The following is a 21370-nucleotide window of genomic DNA, read 5'->3' as shown; positions in this document are numbered from 1 at the left end:
GGCCTGGGCGGAGGAGATCCCGAACGCGGCACCGCCGAGGACGAGGGCGCCGGTCGTGGCGAGGGTGATGGAGGTCTTGAGGCTCTTACGCATCGTGATCAGTCCTTTGCTGTTGTCGCGCTCGGCGCGGCTGCTGTGTGCGCGCCGAACACACCCTTGGTGGGGTGGAGAACCAGCGATGTGCGGCTGGTGAGCGCTCCGGGTGTTTCCCGGTCGTTGCAGGTGATTCGGCACCCTCCGGCGAAGGGTTTGGACGGATCTGCCGTCGTTACCGCTCTGTGACCTTCGGGCGCATCCGGACAGCGCTCACGCCTCCAAGTACGTTCGCTGTGAGGCCGCTGAACGCGGTCCATCGAGAAAGGCACTCCCCATGGCATCGACGTCCAGTCGTCCCACGTCCGTCACCGTCGCGTTCGTCATCTGGCTGGTGGTGGTCCTGGCGAACATCCTGCAGGGCATCATCAACCTCACGTCGGGCTCCTCCGCCGACGTCGCTGACAGTGTCGGCACCGCCCCGCTCGTCGGTGGCGCGATCTTCGCGTTCATCCTCGCCGTGATCGAGCTCATCATCGTCTTCAAGATGCGCGACGGCCGTAACTGGGCCCGCATCGTGCTGACGGTCCTCGCGGTCCTGCAGCTCATCGGTGTCGGCGTCGGCGCGGCCTCGGGTGGCAACGCCTTCGGCTGGATCGGTGGCGTCGCAGTGCTCATCGCGACGATCCTGATGTACGTCGGCGGCGCGAACGGGTACTTCCGTCGCCACTGAGTGCGCGTGCGTGCGGATGCGCTCCTGCGTGACGCACACCGGTCGCTGAACGCGACCACCTGACGGACGGGAGGCCCGGTGCCAGCTGGCACCGGGCCTCCCGTCCGTCGTCCGCTCGGGTCAGAACGCCTTGCCCGGGTTCAGGGTCCCCGCCGGGTCGAGCGCGTCCTTGACGGAGCGGTGCATCGCGAGCACACGGTCACCGAGCTCGACGCGCAGGCCCGGCAGCTTCAGCAGGCCGACGCCGTGCTCACCGGTCACGGTCCCGCCGAGCGCCAGGCAGTCCGCCACGATCTGGTCGAACGCGGTCTTCGCGCGGGCCTTCGCGGCGTCGTCGCCCTCGGGCGCGATGATCAGCGGGTGCAGGTTGCCGTCGCCGGCGTGCGCGATGTTGGCGATCGTGACGTCCTGTGCGTCCGCGGTCACCTGGATCCGCCGGAGCATCTCGGGCACCGCGCTCCGCGGCACGCAGATGTCCTCGGTCAGCACCGGACCGAGCCGTTCGAGCGCCGGGTAGGCGAGTCGGCGGGCCTGGAACAGCCGGTCGATGTCCTGGGGATCGGTGGCTCGCTCGACGTCCGTGCCACCGGCCTCGGCGAAGACGTCCGCGACGTGGTCGGCGATCGCGTCCCCGGCGGCACCGCGCTCGTCGACCCGGGCGAGCAGCAGGGTGTCGACGTCCGCCGGCAGCCCGAGGTGCATCCAGTCGTCGACGGCGCGCAGGCAGGTGCGGTCGACGATCTCGAGTGCCGCGGGGATGATCCCCGCCCGCGAGATCGCGGCCACGGCGTCGCCCGCCGCGGTCAGCGAGGGGAAGTACCCGATCACCGCCCGTTCGTCACGGCCCGCCAGGGGGAGCAGCTGCACCGTGACCGACACGACGATGCCGAGCGTGCCCTCGGAGCCGACCATCAGCCCCGTGAGGTCGTACCCGGCGACGCCCTTCGCGGTCCGGCGGCCGAGTTCGACCACCGATCCGTCGGCCAGCACGACGGTCATGCCGAGCACGTAGTCGCGGGTGACCCCGTACTTGACGCAGCAGATGCCGCCGGCGTTCGTCGCGACGTTGCCGCCGATCGTCGAGATCGCCGAGCTCGCGGGGTCCGGCGGGTACCAGAGGCCGTGCTCGGCGACCGCGGCGCGGAGTGCGTCGTTGATGACGCCGGGTTCGGTGACCGCGTACCGCTCGTCGGTATTCACCTCGAGCACCCGGTCCATCCGCTCGAGCGACACGACGATCGAGTCGGCCATCGCGTTGGCGCCGCCGGACAGGCCGGTGCCAGCACCGCGGGGGACGACCCGGAGGCCGGCGGCGGCTGCCCAGCGGACGGCGGTGACGACGTCGTCGGTGCTGCGTGCCAGGACCACGGCGAGCGGTGCCGTGGAGTCGGCCCACTCGGCGTCGTCGCGGCGGTAGCGCTCGAGCGACTCCGGGTCGCGGAGGACCTGGTCGGACCCCAGCAGGTGTTCGAGGGCGGTGGCGTCGGCTGCGGTGGCGGATGCGGCGGTGACGGTCATGCGGGGTGCGGGTCCTTCCGGGGCGCGGCGATGCGGTTCGGGTCCGTCGACGATACGCCGGTCAGTCCAGGCAGAACTCGTTGCCCTCGACGTCCTGCATGACGATGCACGACTCGTTCACCCGGTCCGCCGTCATCCGACGGACCTGGGTGGCGCCGAGCCCGACCAGCCGGGCGCTCTCGGCGTCGAGGGCCGCGAGCCGTTCGGCACCGACCATCCCGGTGCCGACCCGGACGTCCGGCTCGGCGCAGTCGAACGTCACCTGGACCTGTCGCACCGTTGCCATGGCGCCGAGGATACGACGATGCACGACCGGCGTCCGCTGAGCGCGGCCCGCACCGTCAGCGGTGGGCGCACGGTGCGCCGGACGGGAGGCACGGTGCCAGGCCGCCACGGGCCTCCCGTCCGTCGCGCAGCCGCGTCAGTGCTGCGTGCCGCGCAGGCGGCCGATGCCCAGCACGATGCCGACGACGACCATGCCCAGCACGAGGCCGGCCACGGCGGACACGGCGGTGTCGGCGATCCAGACGACGACGGGGCCTGCGGCCTCGAGTGCGTGCTCGATCACGTGCAGCAGGTCGTACGGTCCGTGCCAGATGGTCTCGGCCAGGTTCGCGATGACCAGGTGTCCTCCGACCCAGAGCATCGCGACCGTGCCGATGACGCTGATGACCCGGAAGACCATCGGCATCGCGCGGACGATGCGGGCACCGATCCGACGGGTGCGGCGGACCGAGTTCTTCATCATCTGCAGGCCGATGTCGTCGACCTTCACGAGCAGTGCCACGGCACCGTAGACGACGGCCGTCATGACCAGACCGATCACGATCAGGGCGCCGAGCGTCGGCCAGAGCCCCAGGTCGGGGTCGAGGCCCGCCAGCGCGATGAGCATGATCTCGGTGCTCAGGATGAGGTCGGTGCGGATGGCGCCGAAGACGAGCTTCGGTTCGGTGACGGCCTCGTCGGACCCGCCCTCGTGGTGGACACCGAACCACTCGGTGACCTTCTCGGCACCCTCGAAGCACAGGTACGTGCCGCCGAGCAGGAGCAGCCACGGCAGCACCCCGGGTGCGAACGCCGTGAGCAGCAACGCCAGCGGGATGATGATGATGAACTTGTTGAACAGGCTGCCGAGGGCGATGCGCCCGACGACGGGGAGTTCACGAGCGGGCTCGAGGCCCTGGACGTACTGGGGCGTGACGGCGGCGTCGTCGATGACGACCCCGGCGGTCTTCGCGCTGGCCTTGAGGGCTGCGGAGAGGATGTCGTCCACCACGGCGAGCAATCCGACTGACAATGCGTTCTCCACTCGTCTGACCTGTGACCGTGCACAGCGTAGTGGCCGCGGAGCATCCTGAACGCCAGCCGCGGGGCGTCCGTAGGCTCGCGGCATGGCTGACTTCACCGCATCCCAGGCCGCCGTCGTCCGGATCGAGCGTTCCGAGCAGGGGCGCTGGGACCTCTCCGTCATCAGCGACGCCGGTGTCGCGATGGGACACGGCGTGTACCTGTTCGACGCGGACCACGACGAAGCCGAGGACGAGCAGGCCGCGGCCCTCGACTTCGTGCGTGACTACGGGTTCCGGTTCGAGCGCGACGCGGTGCAGGCCGACGGTCCCGACGCCTTCTGGGCGCCGCTGCTGCCGTCCGACCAGCAGTAGGCGCTGCAGCGCGCCGGACTCAGCGCGCGGAGTCCTCGAACCCGATCAGCCAGGTGACCCCGTGCGCGTCGCGGACGGTGCCGTCCCAGTCGCCCCACGGGCGCTGCTGCAGTGGGTCGATCACCGTGCCGCCCTCGGCGAGCTGGTCGAACCACCGACGCAGGACGTCCGGTTCCGCGGCGCCGAGCAGTGAGAAGAGCAGCCCGGTCGCCGCGAACGGGGTGTCGCCCTCGCTCGCGTCCGCGGCGAACAGCTGCAGCTCGCCGGTGAGCTGGCCGTGCGCGACGGCGTCGGCCGGGCCGTCCGTGCGGGAGAAGTCCGCATAGGTCGCGATCTGCACCTCGCCGCCGAACACCCGCTGCCAGTGCTCGAGGGCCTGCCTGGCGGTGCCGGCGAACTGGAAGTACGGCGCGGGTCCGGTCGTGTGCATGCCCGGCAAGGTACTCCGGAGTGCGGCGTGCGGGAACCCCGGGGCTCGTCAGTCGAGCAGCGCCAGTGCGCGCTCCAGGACGTCCTCCGGACGGCCGTCGCCGTGCAGTGCCCACCAGGTCAGTGCGGCGCTCGCGGCGGCGGCCAGCGTGTGGGCGCGCACGGCGACGGCGAGGTCGTCGGCGGTGACCCCGTCCCGCTCGGCCACGTACCGCAGGATCTCGTCGGTCAGGGCCGTGACCGTCGCGGCGCCGACGTGCTCGAGCGACGGGTTCGCGCGGATGACCCGGAGGCGGTGTCGGGTGACCTCGACGGCGTCGTCCGGGAACGTCGCTCCGATCCGGTAGGCCGCCCGGAGCGCCACCGCCGAGGGTTCGTCTGCCGGCCGTGACCGCAGGGCCTCGCGGAACCGTGCGGCGAACTCGTCGAGACCGCCCCACACCAGCGCCGCCTTGTTCGGGAACAACCGGAAGAGGGACCGACGGCTCACCCCGGCCGCCGCGGCGACGTCGTCCATCGACACCGCGTCGAAGCCCTGGTCGTCGAACAGCCGGAGTGCGACGAGGGACACGGCGTCGGGGTCGATGGTGCGCGGGCGCCCCGTCGGACGGTCGTTCGTCGAGCTCATGGAGACCTTTCGGCACTGAGTGCTATAACCGGTGTGGCGCAGTGAGCGCCCCGCATCGAGGAGACCACATGACCGACACCACCGCCGGACGGTTCACCGGCAGGACCATCATCGTCACCGGAGCGGGTTCCGGCATCGGACGCGCCACGGCGACACGCATCGCGAACGAGGGCGGGCGGGTCATCGCGACCGACGTCGTGGCCGAGCGGCTCGACGCACTCCGCACGGAGCTCGAGGGCTTCGCCGTGGAGACCGTCGTCGGTGACGTCGCCGCGAGCGAGACCATCGACGCACTCATCGCCGCCGCCGGCGACCGGGTGGACGGACTCGCCAACGTCGCCGGCATCATGGACGCGTTCCTGCCGCCGGACGAGGTCGACGACGCCACCTGGGAGCGTGTCTTCAGCGTCAACGTCACCGGCCCGATGCGCCTGACCCGCGCGGTGCTGCCGCTGATGATCGCCGCCGGCAAGGGATCGGTCGTGAACGTCGCGTCCGAGGCTGCGTTGAAGGCCTCGGCCGCCGGTGCTGCCTACACCTCGTCGAAGCACGCCATCGCCGGGTACACCAAGAGCGTCGCGTTCTTCCACGGGCCGCAGGGCATCCGGGCGAACGCCGTGGCGCCGGGTGCGGTCGCCACGAACATCGAGGCGCCGATGCGCAGCGAGTACGCGGCCCGCCGGGTCGGTCCGATCATGCAGACCACCATCCCGCCGGTGGCCCAGCCCGAGCAGCTCGCCGCCGCGATCACGTGGCTGCTGAGCGACGACTCGGCGAACGTCAACGGCGCGGTGCTGCCGAGCGATGGTGGCTGGTCCGTCGTCTGACGGATTTGCTCAGATACGAGTAGAAATCTACCTGGAGTGGTAGATTTCTACTCGATCTGATCGGACATCTCCATGCAGTTGCAATCTCCCCTCGCGACAGTCACCACCTCCGTGGACGGCGATGTCCTCGCGGTGTTGGCACTGGCCTCAGGACCGTTGACGATCGCGGGCATCTGCAGCCTGGTACCGGGCCGGTCGTACGCCGGGGTCCGGAACAGTGCGGATCGACTGGTCGAGCAGGGCCTCGTCGACGGGCACCGGACCGGACGGACGAAGTCCTTCACCCTGAACCGAGAACACCTCGCCGCCGATGCGGTCACCGCCCTGGCCGACCTCCGGCGTGCCCTGCTCGAACGACTCAGATCCGGCTGTCGGTCGATCCCCCTCCGGTACGCCGCGCTCTTCGGATCCGGAGCCCGTGGTGCGATGCGCCCGGACAGCGATCTCGATCTCTGCTTCGTCGTCACTCGCGGCCGACGCCCGGACGCCGAGGACCAGATCCACGCCTTGTGCCGCGCAGCCGGTCGTTGGACCGGCAACGCCGTGCGGCCGGTCGTCTTCGACGAGGACGAGATCGAGGGCACCGATCCGCTCCTCGCGTCGGTTGCTCGGGACGGGATTCCCATCGCAGGTGACGGTCGTTGGCTGTCCCGGAAGCTCCGTCCGCTGAACGGATGACCCCGCGAACCGGCGCCACCGCACCGGGCGACGATTCGTTCCGGAGGGGCCGGCTCGCCAAGGCGACGGAGTTCCTCGACGCCGCTGACGTCCTCCGCGCGTTGGGTGGTGACGGAGGGGTGTTCAGCGCCGGTTCACAGTTCGCGAACGCGTTCGTCACACAGTGCGTCCTCAGCGGCATCGCTGCGGCTGACGCGATCTGCGTGGCTCGGACCGGCAACTACTCGCGATCGGGAGCGCACCACGAGGCGGTGCCCGTGCTCCGCGCAGCTGCCGGGCCAGCGGTCGCGAAGCACCTCGAGGTGCTGTTGGCGGTGAAGACCAAGGCCGAGTACAACGCGAGGTCGGTCAGCGACGGTGACATCGTGCGCGCCGGCGAAGCCGCTGAGGCACTCGAGGCAGCCGCGCGGTCGGTCTGACGCGCTGGTCGAGCGGGCGACCACGACATCGTCGTACTGCGCGTGCTCCGGTTCGCCCGCGACCGCTCGCGTGACGCACTCGTGTGGCACCGACCGGCGCGGCGGCGTCAGGGCGTAACCACCTGACGGACGGGAGGCCCGTGGCGACGCCGCCACGGGCCTCCCGTCCGCCCCTCGGTCGCGTCGACGACGCGCGGTTCCTTCCCAGAGTGCGTGCGCTGGAAAGCGGAATCGGGCGTACCTGGCAGGAAGTTCCTGCCCGGTACGCCCGATTCGACCAGGTACGCCCGATTCGACCAGGTACGCCCGATTCGACCAGGTACGCCCGAAGGGCCCCGCGTCAGGAGACGAGCGCCGCCATCTCGCGCACGACGGCACGGAGCCGGTCCGCGAGCTCGTCGTTGCTCCGCACGGTCTCGCGGTGCGCCACCTCGCTGAGCGCGGACATCACCAGGGTCACCGCGGTGCGGGCGGTCTGCGCGTCCGTGCGGGTGCCGACGACGCTGAGCAGGGACTGGCGCGACTCGGCCATCCACTGCATCACCATCGAGGACATCTCCGGCCGGAGTACGAGCAGCTCCTTCATGCGACGGCGGTCCTGCGAGAGCGGGACGGTGGCCGCGACCAGGGCGCACAGGTCGTCGACCAGGGCACCGTCGGCCTCGGCGAACCAGGCCGCTGAGCGCTCCGGGACCTCGACGGAGTCGAGCCCGAGCGCCGCGTGCGCCTTCGACGAGAAGTAGTTGAAGAAGGTGCGGGGGGAGACGTCGGCGTCGGCGCAGATCTGCTCGACCGTGACGCCGTCGAGCCCGTGCGCGGACACCAGCGTGAGCGCTGCGTCGTGCAGCGCCTGCCGGGTCTGCTGCTTCTTTCGTTCACGCAGCGTGCACGGCTCCGTTGCCGCAGCCGCTGCCGGGGTGGTGATCACGTGGACTCCTGGTGGTTTGCAGTGTGTGGGAGGGGCGCCCGCCCGGAAAGGGGGCACGGACGGACGCCCCGGTCGGTCACCGACGGTGCGTCGGCGTGGATCCGGTCGGCACGGACCCGGTCATCGGGCCCGTGAACGAGCCGGCCTCGGCTGCGGCGGCGCCGGCTTCGGCCTCGAGCTGCGCCTCGGCGGACATGTCGGCCTGCTCCTGCAGCGCGGACCGCTGGCGCAGCGGCGGCACCCGGAAGAACCAGGTCAGCACGAACGCGAGCAGGATGACGCCGAGACCGACCCAGTAGATCGTCACGGACGAGGCGTTGAAGCCCGCCATGAACGGCCGGGTCAGGCGGCTGTCCGCACCGGTCAGGAACGAGGTGTCGTTCGTGCTGGTGGCGCTGTCGCTCGTGGTGTTGCCGTCGTCGATCTTCTTCGCCAGCTCCGGGGTGAGCTCGTCGACCCAGTACGAGCGCTGCGAGGCGTTCGACCAGTCGACGGACACGGTGCCGTCCTGCACGCTGGCGTGCGCCTGGTCGGCGACCTGCTCGAGTGCGGACTGCTCGGCGGCCGGCGTGGCCGCGGCGACCTGCTGGTCGATGACGGTCTGCGCTGCTGCGGCGGGCACGGCACCCGCGGCGACCTGCTGCTGCACGGCCGCGGTGACCTGCTCGGTGACCGCGGCGTCGGCGGCCTGCTTCGCCTTGGCCGAGGCGGCGTCGAGCTGCGACTGCACGGTCTTCGTCAGCGGGGTGACGACGGGCGTCCAGATCTTGTCCATGGCGCCCTGGTTCGCCTTCGCGCTGGCGACGGTCGGGTTGAGCGCGGCGTCGAGCGCCGGACCGAGGTCCTTCTGGTTCGCGGTCGCGGTCAGGATGTTCGCCGGCATCACCGAGAACAGGATGGACAGCAGCACGGCGGTGCCGAGCGTGCCACCGATCTGGCGGAAGAACGTGGCGGACGACGTGGCGACGCCCATGTCACGAGCCTCGACGGAGCCCTGCGACGCCAGGGTCAGCGACTGCATGACCGAGCCGAGGCCAAGTCCGATGAGGAACATGCCGATCATCAGGAACCAGAGCGGCTTGTCGATCGACATGAAGGTCAGGACGACGTAGCCGGCGGAGACGAGCGCGGTGCCGATGACCGGGAAGATCCGGTACCGGCCGACGCGGGCGACGATCTGACCGCTCGTGATCGAGGCGATCATCAGACCGCCGACGAGCGGCAGGGTCGCGAACCCGGACTCGGTCGGGGTGAGCCCGACGACGATCTGCAGGTAGAGCGGGATCGTGAGCATCGCGCCGAACATCGCGAAGCCGACCAGGAACCCGATGACGGTCGCCATCGAGAACGTGCCCGAGCGGAACAGCTTGAGCGGGATGATCGCCGCGTCGCCCATCTTCGACTCGATGAGCAGCAGCCCGATCAGGCCGACGACACCGACGACGTAGCAGGCGATGGCGGCGGGGGAGCCCCAGCCCCAGATGCGGCCCTGTTCGGCGACGAGCAGGAGCGGCACGAGGGTGACGATGACGGCGGTCGCGCCCCACCAGTCGACCTTCGGCTTCGCGTCGCCGGCGCCGTGCACCTTCGGCAGGTGCAGGAACACGATGACCATGAGGAGCGCCGCGACGCCGATCGGCACGTTGATCAGGAGCACCCAGCGCCAGCCCGTGATCCACAGGATCTCGGAGGAACCGGCGAGCAGACCGCCGATGAGCGGGCCGATGACGGACGAGATGCCGAAGACGGCGAGGAAGTACCCCTGGTACTTGGCACGCTCACGCGGGGCGAGGATGTCGCCCATGATCGCGAGCGGCAGCGACATCAGCGCGCCGGCACCGATGCCCTGCACCGCGCGGAAGGCGGCGAGCATGAGCATCGAGGTGGACATCGACGACAGGACGGCGCCGAGGATGAAGACGACGATGCCGAAGATGTACAGCGGGCGGCGGCCGAAGATGTCGGACAGCTTGCCGTAGATCGGCGTCGCGATCGTCGAGGTGATGAGGTACGCGGTCGTCACCCAGGCCTGCTGGTCGAGCCCGTGCAGGTCGTCGCCGATCGTGCGGATCGCCGTGCCGAACACCGTCTGGCCGAGCGAGGACAGGAACATGCCCGCCATCAGGCCGTAGATCACCAGGAGGATCTGACGGTGGGTCATCAGCGGCTGCTGGCCGGCGCCTCCGGAGGCCGCGGGGGCCTCGGCGGTGTGCCGACCGTGCTGCACCGAGACTGGTGCGGTGGCGGTCATCGAACTCCTTTTTCTGGCTGTGAAACTTTGCAGACCGCGCAACGATACATCTGTTGCTTCCGGCAAGCAACTAAATGTGCCCGCTACGCTGAGCGCGTGACCGACGACCGGCGTGCCGCCGAGCGACTCCTGCGATCCCAGCTCGACCGGCTGTGGGTCCGGCAGACCCTGCGCTCCTCGCTCATCGAGTCCCGAGGCGGCCTCGACCCGACGGCCCGCGTGATCCTGCGCGCCGTCGCCGGGCACGGCCCGGTCCGGGCGACCGCGATCGCCGACGCGACGGGGCTGTCGCGCCCGGTGATCAGCCGCCGGGTCGCCTCGCTGATCGAGGCCGAACACCTGATCGGATCGCCGGACCCCGCGGACGGCCGCGCCACGCTCGTCACGCTCGCCCCCGCCGGCCGACGGCTACTCGACGAGCTGGACGCCGCCGGAGCCGAGGTGTTCGACGACCTGACGGAGGAGTTCGCCTCGGACGAGCTGCGCTCGCTCGCCGAGATGCTGACGCGACTGAACGACCGGGCGGACGCGGTCCTGGGGATCGGCACCACGCGCTCCTGACGTGACCAACGGGACGGACGGGAGGCCCGTGGCGGGGCCCGCCACGGGCCTCCCGTCCCTGCGGAGCGCGCATTCGAGATACCGTTGGTGGTATGAGCACGGACACCACCCCCACCACTGAGACCCTCGACGACGGGCCCGTGGTGACGTTCGCCGATCTCGGCCTGAGCGACGCTGTGCTCAAGGCCGTCAAGGACATCGGTTACGAGACCCCTTCCGCCATCCAGGAAGCCACCATCCCCACCCTCCTCGCCGGGCGCGACGTCGTCGGCCTGGCACAGACCGGTACCGGCAAGACCGCGGCCTTCGCGCTGCCGATCCTGTCCCGCATGGAGTCCGGCAGCAAGAAGCCCCAGGCGCTCGTGCTGTCCCCGACGCGCGAGCTCGCTCTGCAGGTGTGCGAGGCGTTCGAGCAGTTCGCGTCCCACATGAAGAACGTCCACGTCCTGCCGGTCTACGGCGGCCAGGCGTACGGCGTGCAGCTCTCCGCCCTGCGCCGCGGCGTCGACGTCATCGTCGGCACCCCCGGTCGCATCATGGACCACCTGGCGAAGGGCACGCTCGACCTGTCCGAGCTGAAGTACCTGGTGCTCGACGAGGCCGACGAGATGCTCAAGATGGGCTTCGCCGAGGACGTCGAGACGATCCTCGCCGACACCCCGGACGACAAGCAGGTCGCGCTCTTCTCGGCGACGATGCCCGCGCAGATCCGCCGCATCTCGCAGCAGTACCTGACCGATCCGGCCGAGATCACCGTCAAGACCAAGACGAAGACCGCCGCGAACATCACGCAGCGCTACCTGATGGTGTCGTACCCGCAGAAGGTCGACGCGCTCACCCGCATCCTCGAGGTCGAGGACTTCGAGGGCATGATCATCTTCGTCCGCACCAAGAGCGAGACCGAGACCCTGGCCGAGAAGCTCCGTGCCCGCGGGTACGCCGCCGCCGCGATCAGCGGTGACGTCGCCCAGGCCCAGCGTGAGCGCACGGTCAACCAGCTGAAGTCGGGCAAGCTCGACATCCTGGTCGCCACCGACGTCGCCGCCCGTGGTCTCGACGTCGACCGCATCACGCACGTCGTGAACTTCGACATCCCGGTCGACATCGAGTCCTACGTCCACCGCATCGGCCGGACCGGTCGCGCCGGCCGCTCGGGCGACTCGATCAGCTTCGTCACCCCGCGTGAGCGTCGCTTGCTGTCCGCGATCGAGCGCCACACCAAGCAGCCGCTCACGCAGATGCAGCTGCCGACCATCGACGACGTCAACGAGACGCGCCTGACCCGCTTCGACGACGCCATCACCGCGGCGCTCGAGGACCAGGGCCGGATCGCGGCCTTCCGCGACGTGATCGCGCACTACGTCGAGCACCACGACGTCCCCTCGGACGACGTCGCCGCTGCCCTGGCCGTCGTGGCGCAGGGCGACTCGCCGCTGCTCCTCACCGCCGCCGACGACGCCCTCCGCAGCCAGATGGAGCGCGACGCCCGCCGCAGCGAACGCGACGAGCGTGGTGCCCGCGACGACCGTGGCGGCCGCAACGATCGCGGCGACCGTGGTGGCGACCGCGACCGTGGTGACCGCGGCGACCGTGGCCCGCGCCGTTCGCAGCCGATGTCGCCGTACCGCATCGAGGTCGGCCGTCGTCACCGCGTCGAGCCGCGCCAGATCGTCGGTGCCCTGGCCAACGAGGGTGGCCTGCGCCGCGACGACTTCGGTGCGATCCAGATCCGACCGGACTTCTCGATCGTCGAACTGCCGGCCGACATGGACCCCGGTGTGCTCGACCGCCTGACCGACACCCGGATCAGCGGCAAGCTCATCGAGATCCGTGCGGACCGCCGTGGTGGTGGCCGCCGCGACGACCGCGACGACCGTCCGGAGCGCAAGCCGCGCTACTGAGACGCGCCCCCCTTTCTGACGGGAGGCCCGGTGCCAGCTGGCACCGGGCCTCCCGTCCGTCATCGGTGCCGGTCCCGTGCCCGCGAGACGCCGTCGTGTCGGTTCCACGCCGCCGAGTCGGCGAGACGCCGTCGGATTCGGCGGCGTGTCGGGAACACGACGGCGTCTGCCGGTCCGGCCCTGCGGCATCTTGCGGTGCGGGGAACCGCAGATCCGACCCGCAGGCGTTCCCCTGGGGGCAGCGCGGTGCTGTGATACTTGGAGCCGTGACGCAGGGAGCCGCGGGGAAGGCAGGGGAACCATCGTGTACCGAGCACTCATCACCGCGGTCGCCGCCGCGGCGCTCGTCTTCGGAGGTGCGGTGCCGGCGACGGCGCACACCTCTCCGTCGGTGCCGGGCGCACCGACCGCCGTCCGCGTCACCGGCGATGCGGAAAGTGCCACGCTGACGTGGCGCGGCCCGAAGCACGGCGCGAAGGTGACGGGCTGGAAGGTCGCGGTCGCCGCCGTTGCGAACCGCCACGACCGCCAGGTCGACCGACTCCACCCGCGCGCCCGCTCCGACCGGTTCGACGAGCTCTCGCCCGCGACCACGTACCGCTTCTCGGTGCGTGCCCTCGGCCACCGGGGGACCGGCCGCACGATCACGCTGCGCTGGACGTCACCGTCGGTGCCCGAGCCGGAGACGACGCAGTCGCTGTTCGCGCTCGACGGCAACGGTGACGTCGTACGGTTCGCGGACTCCGGCAGCGGTGCGGAGACCGTCGTCGCGACGGACGGCGAAGGCTTCACCGCGAACGCCGACGGTGACGTGTTCACCCCGTCGGCGGACGGCACCGAGATCCTGCGGGACCCGGCCGACGGCAGCGGGGTCTCGATCATCGCGTCCGGCCTGCACCTGACCCCGGACCTGCGCTCCGACGCCGAGGGCAACCTGTACTGGGTGGACTCGGTGAGCGGTGCGGTGCAGAAGCTGTCCGTCGGCACCTCGACCCCGAAGGTCGTGCTGGACCTGGGTGGCAAGGCCGTCGGGAGCGATCAGCGTTTCTGGACGGTCACCCCGGACGGCAAGGTCGTCGTGCTCGGCGGAACCGTCAGCCAGCCGTACGTCAAGGGCACCGGCATCGCGCCCCGCACGTTCACCGGGCCCGCCGGCTCGACCGTCGGCTACCCCGCCGGTGTGCTCGCGGACTCGCAGGGCAACGTCTACGTCGACATCCGCTCGCCCGGTGCCGCCGGGTCGTGGATCTGGTACCAGCTCAAGCCCGGGGCGACCGAACTGACGAAGATCGAACCGCGGTACGCGTTCGAGTACGCCGCCGCGAACGCGGACGGCTTCTCGCTCCTGCAGTCGGCGCAGTTCTGCCCCGCCCCGTCGGAGTACCCGACCAGCCCGACCGGTTGCACGATCGACCGCGGCATCCCGGACAAGCTCGTGGTGGGCAGCGGCGGGACGTCGACCGTGCCGGTCACCGGGCTGACCGCCGGGTCGCGTGGCGAGCACCTGGGTGCCGCCTCCGCCGACGGGGACGTGTTCGTCTCCATCGACAGCGGCCCCTCGGTCGGGCTGTGGAAGGTCCCCGCTGCGGGTGGAGCTGCGCAGCAGCTCGACGCGGCGCAGTACTCGAGGCTGCTGGTGATCTGACCGGCGGTGCGAGGCGGAAGGGGGTGGGACGCAACGGCGCGTCCCACCCTCTTCCGTGTGTGGCGTCGGCGGGTTGTGGCGCCGGCGGTGGCGGTGGCGGTGTCGGCGGCTTTGTTTCAGGCCGCGCCGGCGGCCGTCCGGCGGCACACCTCGTCCCACGGGGTCGGCTCGATGCCGAAGTGCGCCCGGCTCTCGCGGTCGTCGACCACGTACGGCGCGGTCCACTGGTAGGTCAGGTCGGCCAGCTCGCGCATCATCGGCGACACGAGCCCGCCGACGCGGAACAGGGCCGCGGGCATCCGGCGCACCGCCACAGCGGGCGTCCCCGCCGCCGCGAGGACGTCGGTGAGGGCCTGCCGCTGCGTCCGCGCTGCGTTGCTCGGCACCATCCACGTGCGGCCGTGGGCGCTCTCGTCCTCGGCGGCGGCGACGAGGGTCCGGGCGACGTCGAGCACGTCGGTGAAGGTGTGCGGCAGGTCCGTGCGACCGACCATCGACACCGCCCGGCCCCGCAGTGCCGCCGGCAGCACGCGGGTGACGTGCCCGTTCGCGCCGATCCCGGGGCCGAGGTAGTCCGAGGCGCGGACCTCGACGGCGCGGACCCGGCCGGCGTCGTGCGCAGCGAGGGCATCGGCCCACAGCGTCGCCCGGAGCACCCCCTTGTGGTCGGTGGCGGCGTCCGGCAGTCCCTCGTGCATCGGCCCGTCGACCGGGCCGTACGGGTACAGGTTCCCGGTGATGGCGTAGGTCGCCCCGGTGCGTTCGGCCGCGGTGAGCAGGGCTGCGGCGAGCGGGGGCCAGGTGCGCTCCCACTGCGTGTAGTCGCCGGGGTTCGCGCAGTTGTAGAGGGTGGCTGCTCCCTCGGTGGCGCGGGAGAGGGCGTCGGCATCGGAGGCGTCGAGCGCGAGGTGCTCGACACCGGCGATGCCCGTGCTGCGACCGGAGCGGGAGACGACGGTGACGCGGTCGCCCCGGACGGTCAACAGCTCCGCGACGTGCCGGCCGACGGGGCCGGCGCCGACGATGAGGTGGTGGGGCATGGGCTCCTGCTTCCTGGTTGATCGCTTCTTGGTCGATCGCTTCGTGGTCGTTGCGAGAGCACCGCTCTCGGAATCGAGCATGACGGCTCGCTTACGCGAAAGCAAGAGCAGTGCTCTCCTTTGTGTGCGCTGCTCTCTCGTGCCAGGATCGTCGGATGGCACCCACCGCCCGAGCACTCGCACGGCAGACGGTCACCGCGGACATCCTGGCCGCGGCACGCACCCGCCTGACCGAAGAGGGTCCGGCCGCCCTCAGCCTGCGTGCCGTCGCCCGTGACGTCGGGATGGTCTCGTCGGCCGTGTACCGGTACTTCCCGAGCCGCGACGACCTGCTGACGGCCCTGCTCATCACCGACTACGACGAACTCGGCGCCGCGGTCGAAGCCGCCGGTGCCGCCGCCGGACCGGCTCCCGGGGCGCGCTGGGTCGCGATGTGCCGGGCGATCCGCGACTGGTCGATCGCGCATCCGGGGGACTTCGCGCTGCTGTTCGGTTCGCCTGTGCCCGGCTACGCGGCGCCGCGCGAGACCGTCGTGCCCGCGTCGCGGACGGCGCTGGCGCTGGTGCGCGTGGTCGCGGACGCCGTCGGCTCCGGTACATCCGGTGCGCCTGGTGCGTCCGGTGCGTCGGACTCGTCCGTCACGTCGACGCCGGGGCCGGCCGGGAGGCCCGGATCACCCACCGCGCCCACGGCGGCTCCCGGGGTGGCCGGTCCCGCCGTCGCCGACGGGGTCGCCACCCTGCGCTCGTTCGGCATCACCCTGCCCGACGAGGTCCTGGTCCGCACCCTGATGGCCTGGACGACGGTGTTCGGGACGATCTCGTTCGAGCTCTTCGGGCACTTCGTCGGTTCCGTGTCCGACCCAGCCGCCTACTTCGACCAGGTCATCGTGCGCCTGGCGGATGACCTGGGGTTCACCGCCACGTTCTGACGCGCGTGCTGTCCCTAGATCGGGTGCGCAGCCTGACAGAGGCCCCGCCCGTGCGGTAGACAGGTCGTCACGCCGAGGTCGTGCCCGATGACCGGAGCGGACGACCGGCACGGTGCCCTCCGGGGCAGCTGCCGGCCGGAACCACACTCGGGCGTGTGCGACGCGGCCGGGGCCCGCGCTGATCAGGAGGCATGCTTGCGACGCAGCACGTCCGGCGACGCCGCGGACGGGGAGACCCGGTGACCGCGCTCGACGTCAGCAGACAGGACCGCCGCCGCCTGACCACCGGCACCGCCCGCCGACGCCTGGTGACCGTGCGCACGGTGGCGCTCCTGGCGTCCCTCGCCGGGGTCAACTACATCGTGTGGCGCTGGGCGGCCTCGGTGAACTGGCACTCGTGGTGGATCGCGGTGCCGCTGATCCTCGCCGAGACCTACAGCGTCATCGACTCCCTGCTCTTCGCCCTCGGGGCCTGGCGGCTCCGGGAGCGCGGCGAACCACCGGCGAAGCCGTCCACCGACGTCACCGTCGACGTCTTCATCACGACCTACAACGAGCCGATCGACCTGGTCGAGCGCACCGCCCGGGCCGCGAAGGCGATCACGCACCCGCACACCACCTGGATCCTCGACGACGGCAACCGCCCCGAGATGCGTGCGGCGGCCGACGCGCTCGGCATCGGCGTCATCACCCGCGGCGCCGACTGGGTGGACCGACCCCGGCACGCCAAGGCCGGCAACCTCAACAACGCCCTGCTCGCGACCCAGGGCGAGTTCCTGCTCATCCTCGACGCCGACCAGGTGCCCGATCCGGCGATCCTCGACCGCACCCTCGGCTACTTCAAGGACCCGAAGATGGCGCTCGTGCAGACGCCACAGTGGTTCGAGAACGTGCCGGACGACGACCCCCTCGGCAGCCAGGCGCCGCTGTTCTACGGTCCGATCCAGCAGTCGAAGGACGGCTGGAACGCCGCGTTCTTCTGCGGGTCGAACGCCATCCTGCGACGTGAAGCGCTCATGCAGCTCGGCATCTCGCGCTACGTGGCCGAGGTCGAGGCGTCCGTGCAGCGCACCCTCGCCACCTCGCGCAAGCTCCTCGCCCGCTCCCGTGAGACCGAGACCGACCCGCGCGTGCTCGCCGCCCTCGACGACGCCGAGGCCGTGGTGGACCAGGCGCGCGAACAGGTCCGCGCCGGTGAACCCCTCGGTGACGTGACGTACGGGTTCCAGCGGGGGATCGACGCCATCGCCTTCCGGTTCGCCGCCGCCGACCTCGAGTCCGTGCGGAACGACCTGCAGGAGCTCGCGGCGATGTCGACCGACGCCAACACCTTCGCCGGTCTCGACGACGCCGCGCTCGACGTGCTCGGCCGGCGCGAGGCTTCACCGGTCGCCGCCATCGAGTCCATCGCGGTGCTCGCCCGTGCCCTCGACGTCAACCGCGACGACGAGGCGCAGCCGATCATGCCGCTGGCGACGATCTCGGTGACCGAGGACATGGCCACGGCGATGCGCCTACACGGCCTCGGCTGGAAGTCGGCGTACCACGACGAGATCCTGGCGAAGGGCCTGGCCCCCGAGGACCTGCCGACGATGCTCGTGCAGCGACTCCGCTGGGCGCAGGGCACCATGCAGGTGTTCTTCCGCGAGAACCCCCTGGTGCAGAAGGGGCTGTCGTGGGGGCAGCGGCTCATGTACTTCTCGACGATGTGGAGCTACCTGTCGGGGTTCGCCGCGATCGTCTACATCGCCGCCCCGGTGCTCTGCCTGTCGTTCGGGGTCATCCCGGTGCAGGCCTACAGCGTCGACTTCTTCGCCCGGCTCATCCCGTTCCTGGTTTTCAACCAGCTTCTGTTCTGGGTGGTGGCCGCCGGCAGACCGACCTGGCGCGGGCAGCAGTACTCGCTCGCCCTGTTCCCGGTCTGGATCGAGTCGGTGACCAGCGCGTTCCAGAACGTCTACCGGGGCAGGCCGCTCGGGTTCCGCGTCACCCCGAAGGTGCGCGACGAGACGGAGCAGAAGCCGCGGTGGGACCTGGTCAAGCCGCAGCTGTACGCGATGGGTGCCCTGGTCGCCGCCCTGGTGATGATCGGCATCCGCTACCTGACCGGCCAGGCCGAGGGGATCGCACCGCTCGTGAACACCGCGTGGGTCGTCTTCGACCTGTTCATCTTCAGCATCGTGATCCGGGCCGTCCGGTACCGGGGCCCGGCCACCCCAGCCCAGTCCGAACACGAGTCGAGCACCGCCGGAGGACCCCTGTGAGCACCGAGACCACGTTCGAGGTCGCTGCGACGCCCGACTCCCTCGACGAGGTGCAGGACCGCTTCGCCGCGTGGTGGGACGGCCTGGGCATCGACGACGTGCGGCTCCGGTTCGCACTCGAGACCGCGTTGGCCGAGGTCGCCGCGAACATCGTCGAGCACACCGTCCGCGCCGACCGGGGGACCGGGCGCAGGTACACGGTGCACCTCGAGGCCACCGAGCAGGCACTGACCGCGGTGCTGACCGACAACGGGATGCCCGTCGACATCGACCTGAGTGCCGTGACGATGGCCGACGTCGAGCAGGAGAGCGGGCGCGGGTTGGCGCTCGCAATCGCCGCGCTCGACCGGTTGGAGCACCGGCACGAGCCCGGCCACAACGTCTGGACGCTTGCGTGCGACCGGTGAAGCAGCCGGTGGTCCGCGCGGTCGCCCTCCTCGTCACGATCGCCACGCTCCTGCTCGGTGGTGCGCTGCCGGCGTCCGCGGCGTCCGCGGCGTCCGTGCAGACCGCCGCCGCCGTGCAGCCGGCCGACGGGACGACGTGGTTCGGGCCCGACCTCGACTGGGCCAGTGACTCGCCCGAGGGGTACGAGGGGCGGCTCGGCGCGACCCCGTCGATGTACGGGGTCTCCGTCGACTACCCGCTCGACGGCACGGCGAAGCAGGAACTCCTCCGCTCGGCGCGTGCGGCCGCGACCCAGGGCGCGGTGCTCGTCGTGAGCCTCGAACCCGACCGCGAACTGCGGTCGCTCGACACCGCGGACACCCGTGCCGTCAACACCGTGTTCGAGGACCTGCACGACCAGTACGACACCCAGGTGCTCGTCCGGTTCGCACCGCAGATGAACGGCACGTGGGTCCGCTGGGGCCAGCAGCCGACGGAGTTCGTCCGGGCGTTCCGTGCGCTCAGTACGACCGTGCACGCGGGTACGTCGGACGCGCTCATGGTCTGGTCGCCGGGGTACGGTGCCGGCTACCCGTTCGGCGAGTCCGCCGGGCGGCTGCGGAACCTGTCCCCGATCGACGTCGCGAAGGCGGACACGAACGGCGACGGACAGCTCACCGGTGCCGACGACCCGTACGGGCCGTACTGGCCGGGCGCCGAGGCCGTCGACTGGGTCGGGCTCTCGATGTTCTCGTACGGCAAGGGCGACCCGACCGAGGCCGCAGGTCGCGCCGTGCCGCTCACCCGCAGCGGCGAGGTCGAGTCGCGGTTCGACGAGGACTGGGGCTACGACCAGCCGCAGTCGGGCACGTTCTACGACCGGTTCGCGTTGGCCGACGACCGTCCGATGCTGCTCGACACCGGTGCCCTGTACAACCGCGAGCTGCAGGGCGACACCGAGCTCCAGGTCAAGCGGAGCTGGTGGCGGCAGGTGCTCGCCGCCGTGCAGGAGCGTCCGCTGATCCGGGGCATGACCGTGCTCGAGGCGGAGCGACGCGAGCCCGAGGCCGGCAACCGCGTGGCCGACTGGCGGCTCACCGCGGACCCGGACGTCGCGGAGGCCTTCCGCGCCGACCTCGAGCGGTCCGGCGACTTCGCCTTCGGCCCGGTCACCGACCGCGTGACCGTGCAGCAGGGCAACGCCGCGATCTCGCAGGAGTACGAGACCGGCGGCGACCAGATGGCGTGGATCGTCTGGCTGGCCGCCGGTCTGGCGGTCGTGTTCCTGCTGAGCGGGGTGTTCGGTCGGCTGCTGCCGAGCTGGCGCTACCCCGACGACGGCAAGCCCGGCCGTGACCTGCGGCTCGACCTGTTCCGCGGGTTCATCATCCTCGCCGTGGTGATCACCCACATCGAGATCGGCGGGCCGTACTCGTACCTCACGCTGCACGCCGTCGGGGCGATCACCGGCGCCGAGATGTTCGTGTTCCTGTCCGGCATGGTCCTCGGCATGACGTACCCGTTCGCCGTGAAGAAGTTCGGCGAGTGGGCGGCGGCCATCGGGGCGTGGAAGCGCGCGCGCAAGCAGTACGTCGTCACGCTCGTGGTGATCCTCGTCGTGTTCGCGCTGAGCTTCGTCCCGTTCCTGAACACCGACGCCATCACCACGTTCACCGACCGAGGCACGGGCACCGGCGGCGTCGAGGCCGAGGGCCGGGTCTACGACCTGTACCCGAACGCGATGCAGCTGCTCGCCTACCCGCCGCCGTGGTACGCGATCCGGCAGTTCCTGCTGCTCGAGATGGGGCCGTGGCCGTTCAACATCATGGGCCTGTTCGTGGTGCTGAGCCTGTTCATCCCGGCGTTGATCTGGGTGATCCGCCGCGGGTTCTGGTGGGTGGTCCTCGCCGCCAGCTGGGCGCTGTACGTGTTCCAGGCGCTCAACCCCGACTTCCGTCCGCTGAACTCCCAGTTCGAGGCGGTGTTCCCCCTGTTCACCTGGCAGGTGGTGTTCACCCACGGGCTCGTGCTCGGGTACTACCGGCGGCAGATCGTCGGCGCCCTCACCGGGCGTCTCGGCAAGGTCCTGGTCGGCGTCGCCGTCGGTGGGTACGCGGCGTTCCTGGTCTACGTGTGGGCCGGCGACCACTTCGGGTTCACCCCGGTGCCGTTCCCGTCGACGATGTACGAGTCCCTGTACAACACGGCGTACCAGCGGGTGGACCTGCAGTGGGGCCGCCTGGTGGACATCGCGTTCTTCGCGATCGTGTCCTACGCGATCCTCACCGTGTTCTGGAAGCCCATCGCCGCCGCCATCGGCTGGCTCTGGATCCCGCTCGGGCAGGCGAGCCTGTACGTGTTCGTCTGGCAGGTGTTCTTCGCCCTGGCGATCGCGTCGATCCCCGGTGTGCCGTGGGGCGACTTCTGGATCGGGTTCGTGGTGCACACGGCGCTGATCCTGCTGGCCTGGTACATGGTCCGCAAGAAGTTCCTGTTCTCGGTCATCCCGCGCTGACCGCGTGCACGGATGGTGAG

General features: G+C 70.8%; 20 protein-coding genes. 12 read left to right on the top strand and 8 right to left on the bottom strand.

Annotation, left to right across the window (positions count from 1 at the left end):
• Positions 1-370 precede the first annotated feature (370 nt).
• On the top strand, positions 371-766 hold the full coding sequence (locus DEJ05_RS09965) for a hypothetical protein (protein WP_111024640.1): 396 nt from the start codon (positions 371-373) through the stop codon (positions 764-766).
• Between the two features lie 120 nt (positions 767-886).
• On the opposite strand, the gene DEJ05_RS09960 is transcribed toward DEJ05_RS09965, so the two are convergent.
• The 3 genes from DEJ05_RS09960 to DEJ05_RS09950 form a co-directional block, all read right to left on the bottom strand.
• The gene (locus DEJ05_RS09960) at positions 887-2284 is read right to left on the bottom strand and encodes an FAD-binding oxidoreductase (protein WP_111110323.1); all 1398 of its coding nucleotides are present in this window, start codon (positions 2282-2284) and stop codon (positions 887-889) included.
• A gap of 61 nt (positions 2285-2345) precedes the next feature.
• Positions 2346-2570, bottom strand: a complete 225-nt coding sequence (locus DEJ05_RS09955) for a VOC family protein (RefSeq protein WP_111110322.1) — start codon at positions 2568-2570, stop codon at positions 2346-2348.
• A 135-nt stretch (positions 2571-2705) separates the two neighbouring features.
• Positions 2706-3581 (bottom strand): DUF808 domain-containing protein, encoded by an 876-nt coding sequence (locus DEJ05_RS09950; RefSeq protein WP_111110329.1) that lies wholly within the window; start codon positions 3579-3581, stop codon positions 2706-2708.
• Positions 3582-3675: 94 nt separating this feature from the next.
• Here DEJ05_RS09950 and DEJ05_RS09945 point away from each other — a divergent pair, with 94 nt between their 5' ends.
• Positions 3676-3945, top strand: a complete 270-nt coding sequence (locus DEJ05_RS09945; RefSeq protein WP_111110321.1) for a hypothetical protein — start codon at positions 3676-3678, stop codon at positions 3943-3945.
• 19 nt (positions 3946-3964) lie between these two features.
• Here the strand turns inward: DEJ05_RS09945 and DEJ05_RS09940 are convergent, their stop codons facing one another.
• Together DEJ05_RS09940 and DEJ05_RS09935 are read right to left on the bottom strand one after the other, a co-directional pair.
• Positions 3965-4375: a VOC family protein gene (locus DEJ05_RS09940; RefSeq protein ID WP_111095667.1), complete on the bottom strand. Its 411-nt coding sequence runs from the start codon at positions 4373-4375 to the stop codon at positions 3965-3967.
• A 48-nt stretch (positions 4376-4423) separates the two neighbouring features.
• Positions 4424-5002 carry a TetR family transcriptional regulator gene (locus DEJ05_RS09935; protein ID WP_027464431.1) on the bottom strand — a complete coding sequence of 193 codons (579 nt, stop codon included), beginning with the start codon at positions 5000-5002 and terminating at the stop codon, positions 4424-4426.
• Between the two features lie 68 nt (positions 5003-5070).
• On the opposite strand from DEJ05_RS09935, the gene DEJ05_RS09930 reads away from it, so the two are divergent.
• The 3 genes from DEJ05_RS09930 to DEJ05_RS09920 all read left to right on the top strand — a co-directional run bounded on the left by DEJ05_RS09930 (position 5071) and on the right by DEJ05_RS09920 (position 6926).
• Positions 5071-5829: an SDR family NAD(P)-dependent oxidoreductase gene (locus DEJ05_RS09930; protein ID WP_027464432.1), complete on the top strand. Its 759-nt coding sequence runs from the start codon at positions 5071-5073 to the stop codon at positions 5827-5829.
• A gap of 111 nt (positions 5830-5940) precedes the next feature.
• On the top strand, positions 5941-6507 hold the full coding sequence (locus DEJ05_RS09925) for a nucleotidyltransferase domain-containing protein (RefSeq protein WP_181440699.1): 567 nt from the start codon (positions 5941-5943) through the stop codon (positions 6505-6507).
• Positions 6504-6926, top strand: coding sequence for a hypothetical protein (locus tag DEJ05_RS09920; RefSeq protein WP_111110319.1), 423 nt, complete (start codon positions 6504-6506; stop codon positions 6924-6926). Before DEJ05_RS09925 ends, DEJ05_RS09920 begins: the two co-directional genes overlap by 4 nt.
• A 340-nt stretch (positions 6927-7266) precedes the next feature.
• Here DEJ05_RS09920 and DEJ05_RS09915 read toward each other — a convergent pair whose 3' ends face one another.
• Positions 7267-7854: a TetR/AcrR family transcriptional regulator gene (locus DEJ05_RS09915; protein ID WP_051596480.1), complete on the bottom strand. Its 588-nt coding sequence runs from the start codon at positions 7852-7854 to the stop codon at positions 7267-7269.
• A gap of 76 nt (positions 7855-7930) precedes the next feature.
• Positions 7931-10105: an MDR family MFS transporter gene (locus tag DEJ05_RS09910; RefSeq protein WP_111088885.1), complete on the bottom strand. Its 2175-nt coding sequence runs from the start codon at positions 10103-10105 to the stop codon at positions 7931-7933.
• 96 nt (positions 10106-10201) lie between these two features.
• Between DEJ05_RS09910 and DEJ05_RS18095 the strand changes: the two genes are divergently transcribed.
• The 3 genes from DEJ05_RS18095 to DEJ05_RS09895 all read left to right on the top strand — a co-directional run bounded on the left by DEJ05_RS18095 (position 10202) and on the right by DEJ05_RS09895 (position 14212).
• Entirely contained in the window at positions 10202-10666 is a 465-nt protein-coding gene (locus tag DEJ05_RS18095; RefSeq protein ID WP_163343313.1) for a MarR family winged helix-turn-helix transcriptional regulator, read from the top strand.
• Between the two features lie 92 nt (positions 10667-10758).
• On the top strand, positions 10759-12567 hold the full coding sequence (locus tag DEJ05_RS09900) for a DEAD/DEAH box helicase (RefSeq protein ID WP_071245939.1): 1809 nt from the start codon (positions 10759-10761) through the stop codon (positions 12565-12567).
• 304 nt (positions 12568-12871) lie between these two features.
• On the top strand, positions 12872-14212 hold the full coding sequence (locus tag DEJ05_RS09895) for a fibronectin type III domain-containing protein (protein WP_146245074.1): 1341 nt from the start codon (positions 12872-12874) through the stop codon (positions 14210-14212).
• Between the two features lie 116 nt (positions 14213-14328).
• Here DEJ05_RS09895 and DEJ05_RS09890 read toward each other — a convergent pair whose 3' ends face one another.
• A complete protein-coding gene (locus DEJ05_RS09890) occupies positions 14329-15252 on the bottom strand; it encodes an NAD-dependent epimerase/dehydratase family protein (protein ID WP_111110317.1) in 924 nt (307 codons plus the stop codon).
• Positions 15253-15407: 155 nt separating this feature from the next.
• Between DEJ05_RS09890 and DEJ05_RS09885 the strand changes: the two genes are divergently transcribed.
• The 4 genes from DEJ05_RS09885 (at position 15408) to opgC (ending at position 21350) form a co-directional block, all read left to right on the top strand.
• Complete coding sequence (locus DEJ05_RS09885; protein WP_111110316.1) at positions 15408-16184, top strand: TetR/AcrR family transcriptional regulator; 777 nt, start codon at positions 15408-15410, stop codon at positions 16182-16184.
• A 191-nt stretch (positions 16185-16375) separates the two neighbouring features.
• On the top strand, positions 16376-18448 hold the full coding sequence (locus DEJ05_RS09880) for a glycosyltransferase (RefSeq protein WP_258376128.1): 2073 nt from the start codon (positions 16376-16378) through the stop codon (positions 18446-18448).
• On the top strand, positions 18445-18855 hold the full coding sequence (locus DEJ05_RS09875) for an ATP-binding protein (RefSeq protein ID WP_111110315.1): 411 nt from the start codon (positions 18445-18447) through the stop codon (positions 18853-18855). Before DEJ05_RS09880 ends, DEJ05_RS09875 begins: the two co-directional genes overlap by 4 nt.
• Positions 18852-21350 carry an OpgC domain-containing protein gene (gene opgC / locus DEJ05_RS09870; RefSeq protein ID WP_146245072.1) on the top strand — a complete coding sequence of 833 codons (2499 nt, stop codon included), beginning with the start codon at positions 18852-18854 and terminating at the stop codon, positions 21348-21350. Before DEJ05_RS09875 ends, opgC begins: the two co-directional genes overlap by 4 nt.
• The last annotated feature ends 20 nt before the right edge of the window (positions 21351-21370 follow it).

It is taken from the genome of Curtobacterium sp. MCLR17_045 (genome assembly GCF_003234405.1).
GTDB classification, from domain to species: domain Bacteria; phylum Actinomycetota; class Actinomycetes; order Actinomycetales; family Microbacteriaceae; genus Curtobacterium; species Curtobacterium flaccumfaciens.
This window is presented reverse-complemented; position numbering and strand designations above follow the sequence as displayed.

Coding starts and splice junctions, on each gene's coding strand:
- DEJ05_RS09930 (WP_027464432.1), top strand. CDS start 5,071: ATGACCGACACCACCGCCGGACGGTTCACCGGCAGGACCATCATCGTC.
- DEJ05_RS09890 (WP_111110317.1), bottom strand. CDS start 15,252: ATGCCCCACCACCTCATCGTCGGCGCCGGCCCCGTCGGCCGGCACGTC.
- DEJ05_RS09900 (WP_071245939.1), top strand. CDS start 10,759: ATGAGCACGGACACCACCCCCACCACTGAGACCCTCGACGACGGGCCC.
- DEJ05_RS09880 (WP_258376128.1), top strand. CDS start 16,376: ATGCTTGCGACGCAGCACGTCCGGCGACGCCGCGGACGGGGAGACCCG.
- DEJ05_RS09955 (WP_111110322.1), bottom strand. CDS start 2,570: ATGGCAACGGTGCGACAGGTCCAGGTGACGTTCGACTGCGCCGAGCCG.
- DEJ05_RS09910 (WP_111088885.1), bottom strand. CDS start 10,105: ATGACCGCCACCGCACCAGTCTCGGTGCAGCACGGTCGGCACACCGCC.
- DEJ05_RS09960 (WP_111110323.1), bottom strand. CDS start 2,284: ATGACCGTCACCGCCGCATCCGCCACCGCAGCCGACGCCACCGCCCTC.
- DEJ05_RS09885 (WP_111110316.1), top strand. CDS start 15,408: ATGGCACCCACCGCCCGAGCACTCGCACGGCAGACGGTCACCGCGGAC.
- DEJ05_RS09945 (WP_111110321.1), top strand. CDS start 3,676: ATGGCTGACTTCACCGCATCCCAGGCCGCCGTCGTCCGGATCGAGCGT.
- DEJ05_RS09940 (WP_111095667.1), bottom strand. CDS start 4,375: ATGCACACGACCGGACCCGCGCCGTACTTCCAGTTCGCCGGCACCGCC.
- DEJ05_RS09965 (WP_111024640.1), top strand. CDS start 371: ATGGCATCGACGTCCAGTCGTCCCACGTCCGTCACCGTCGCGTTCGTC.
- DEJ05_RS09920 (WP_111110319.1), top strand. CDS start 6,504: ATGACCCCGCGAACCGGCGCCACCGCACCGGGCGACGATTCGTTCCGG.
- DEJ05_RS09935 (WP_027464431.1), bottom strand. CDS start 5,002: ATGAGCTCGACGAACGACCGTCCGACGGGGCGCCCGCGCACCATCGAC.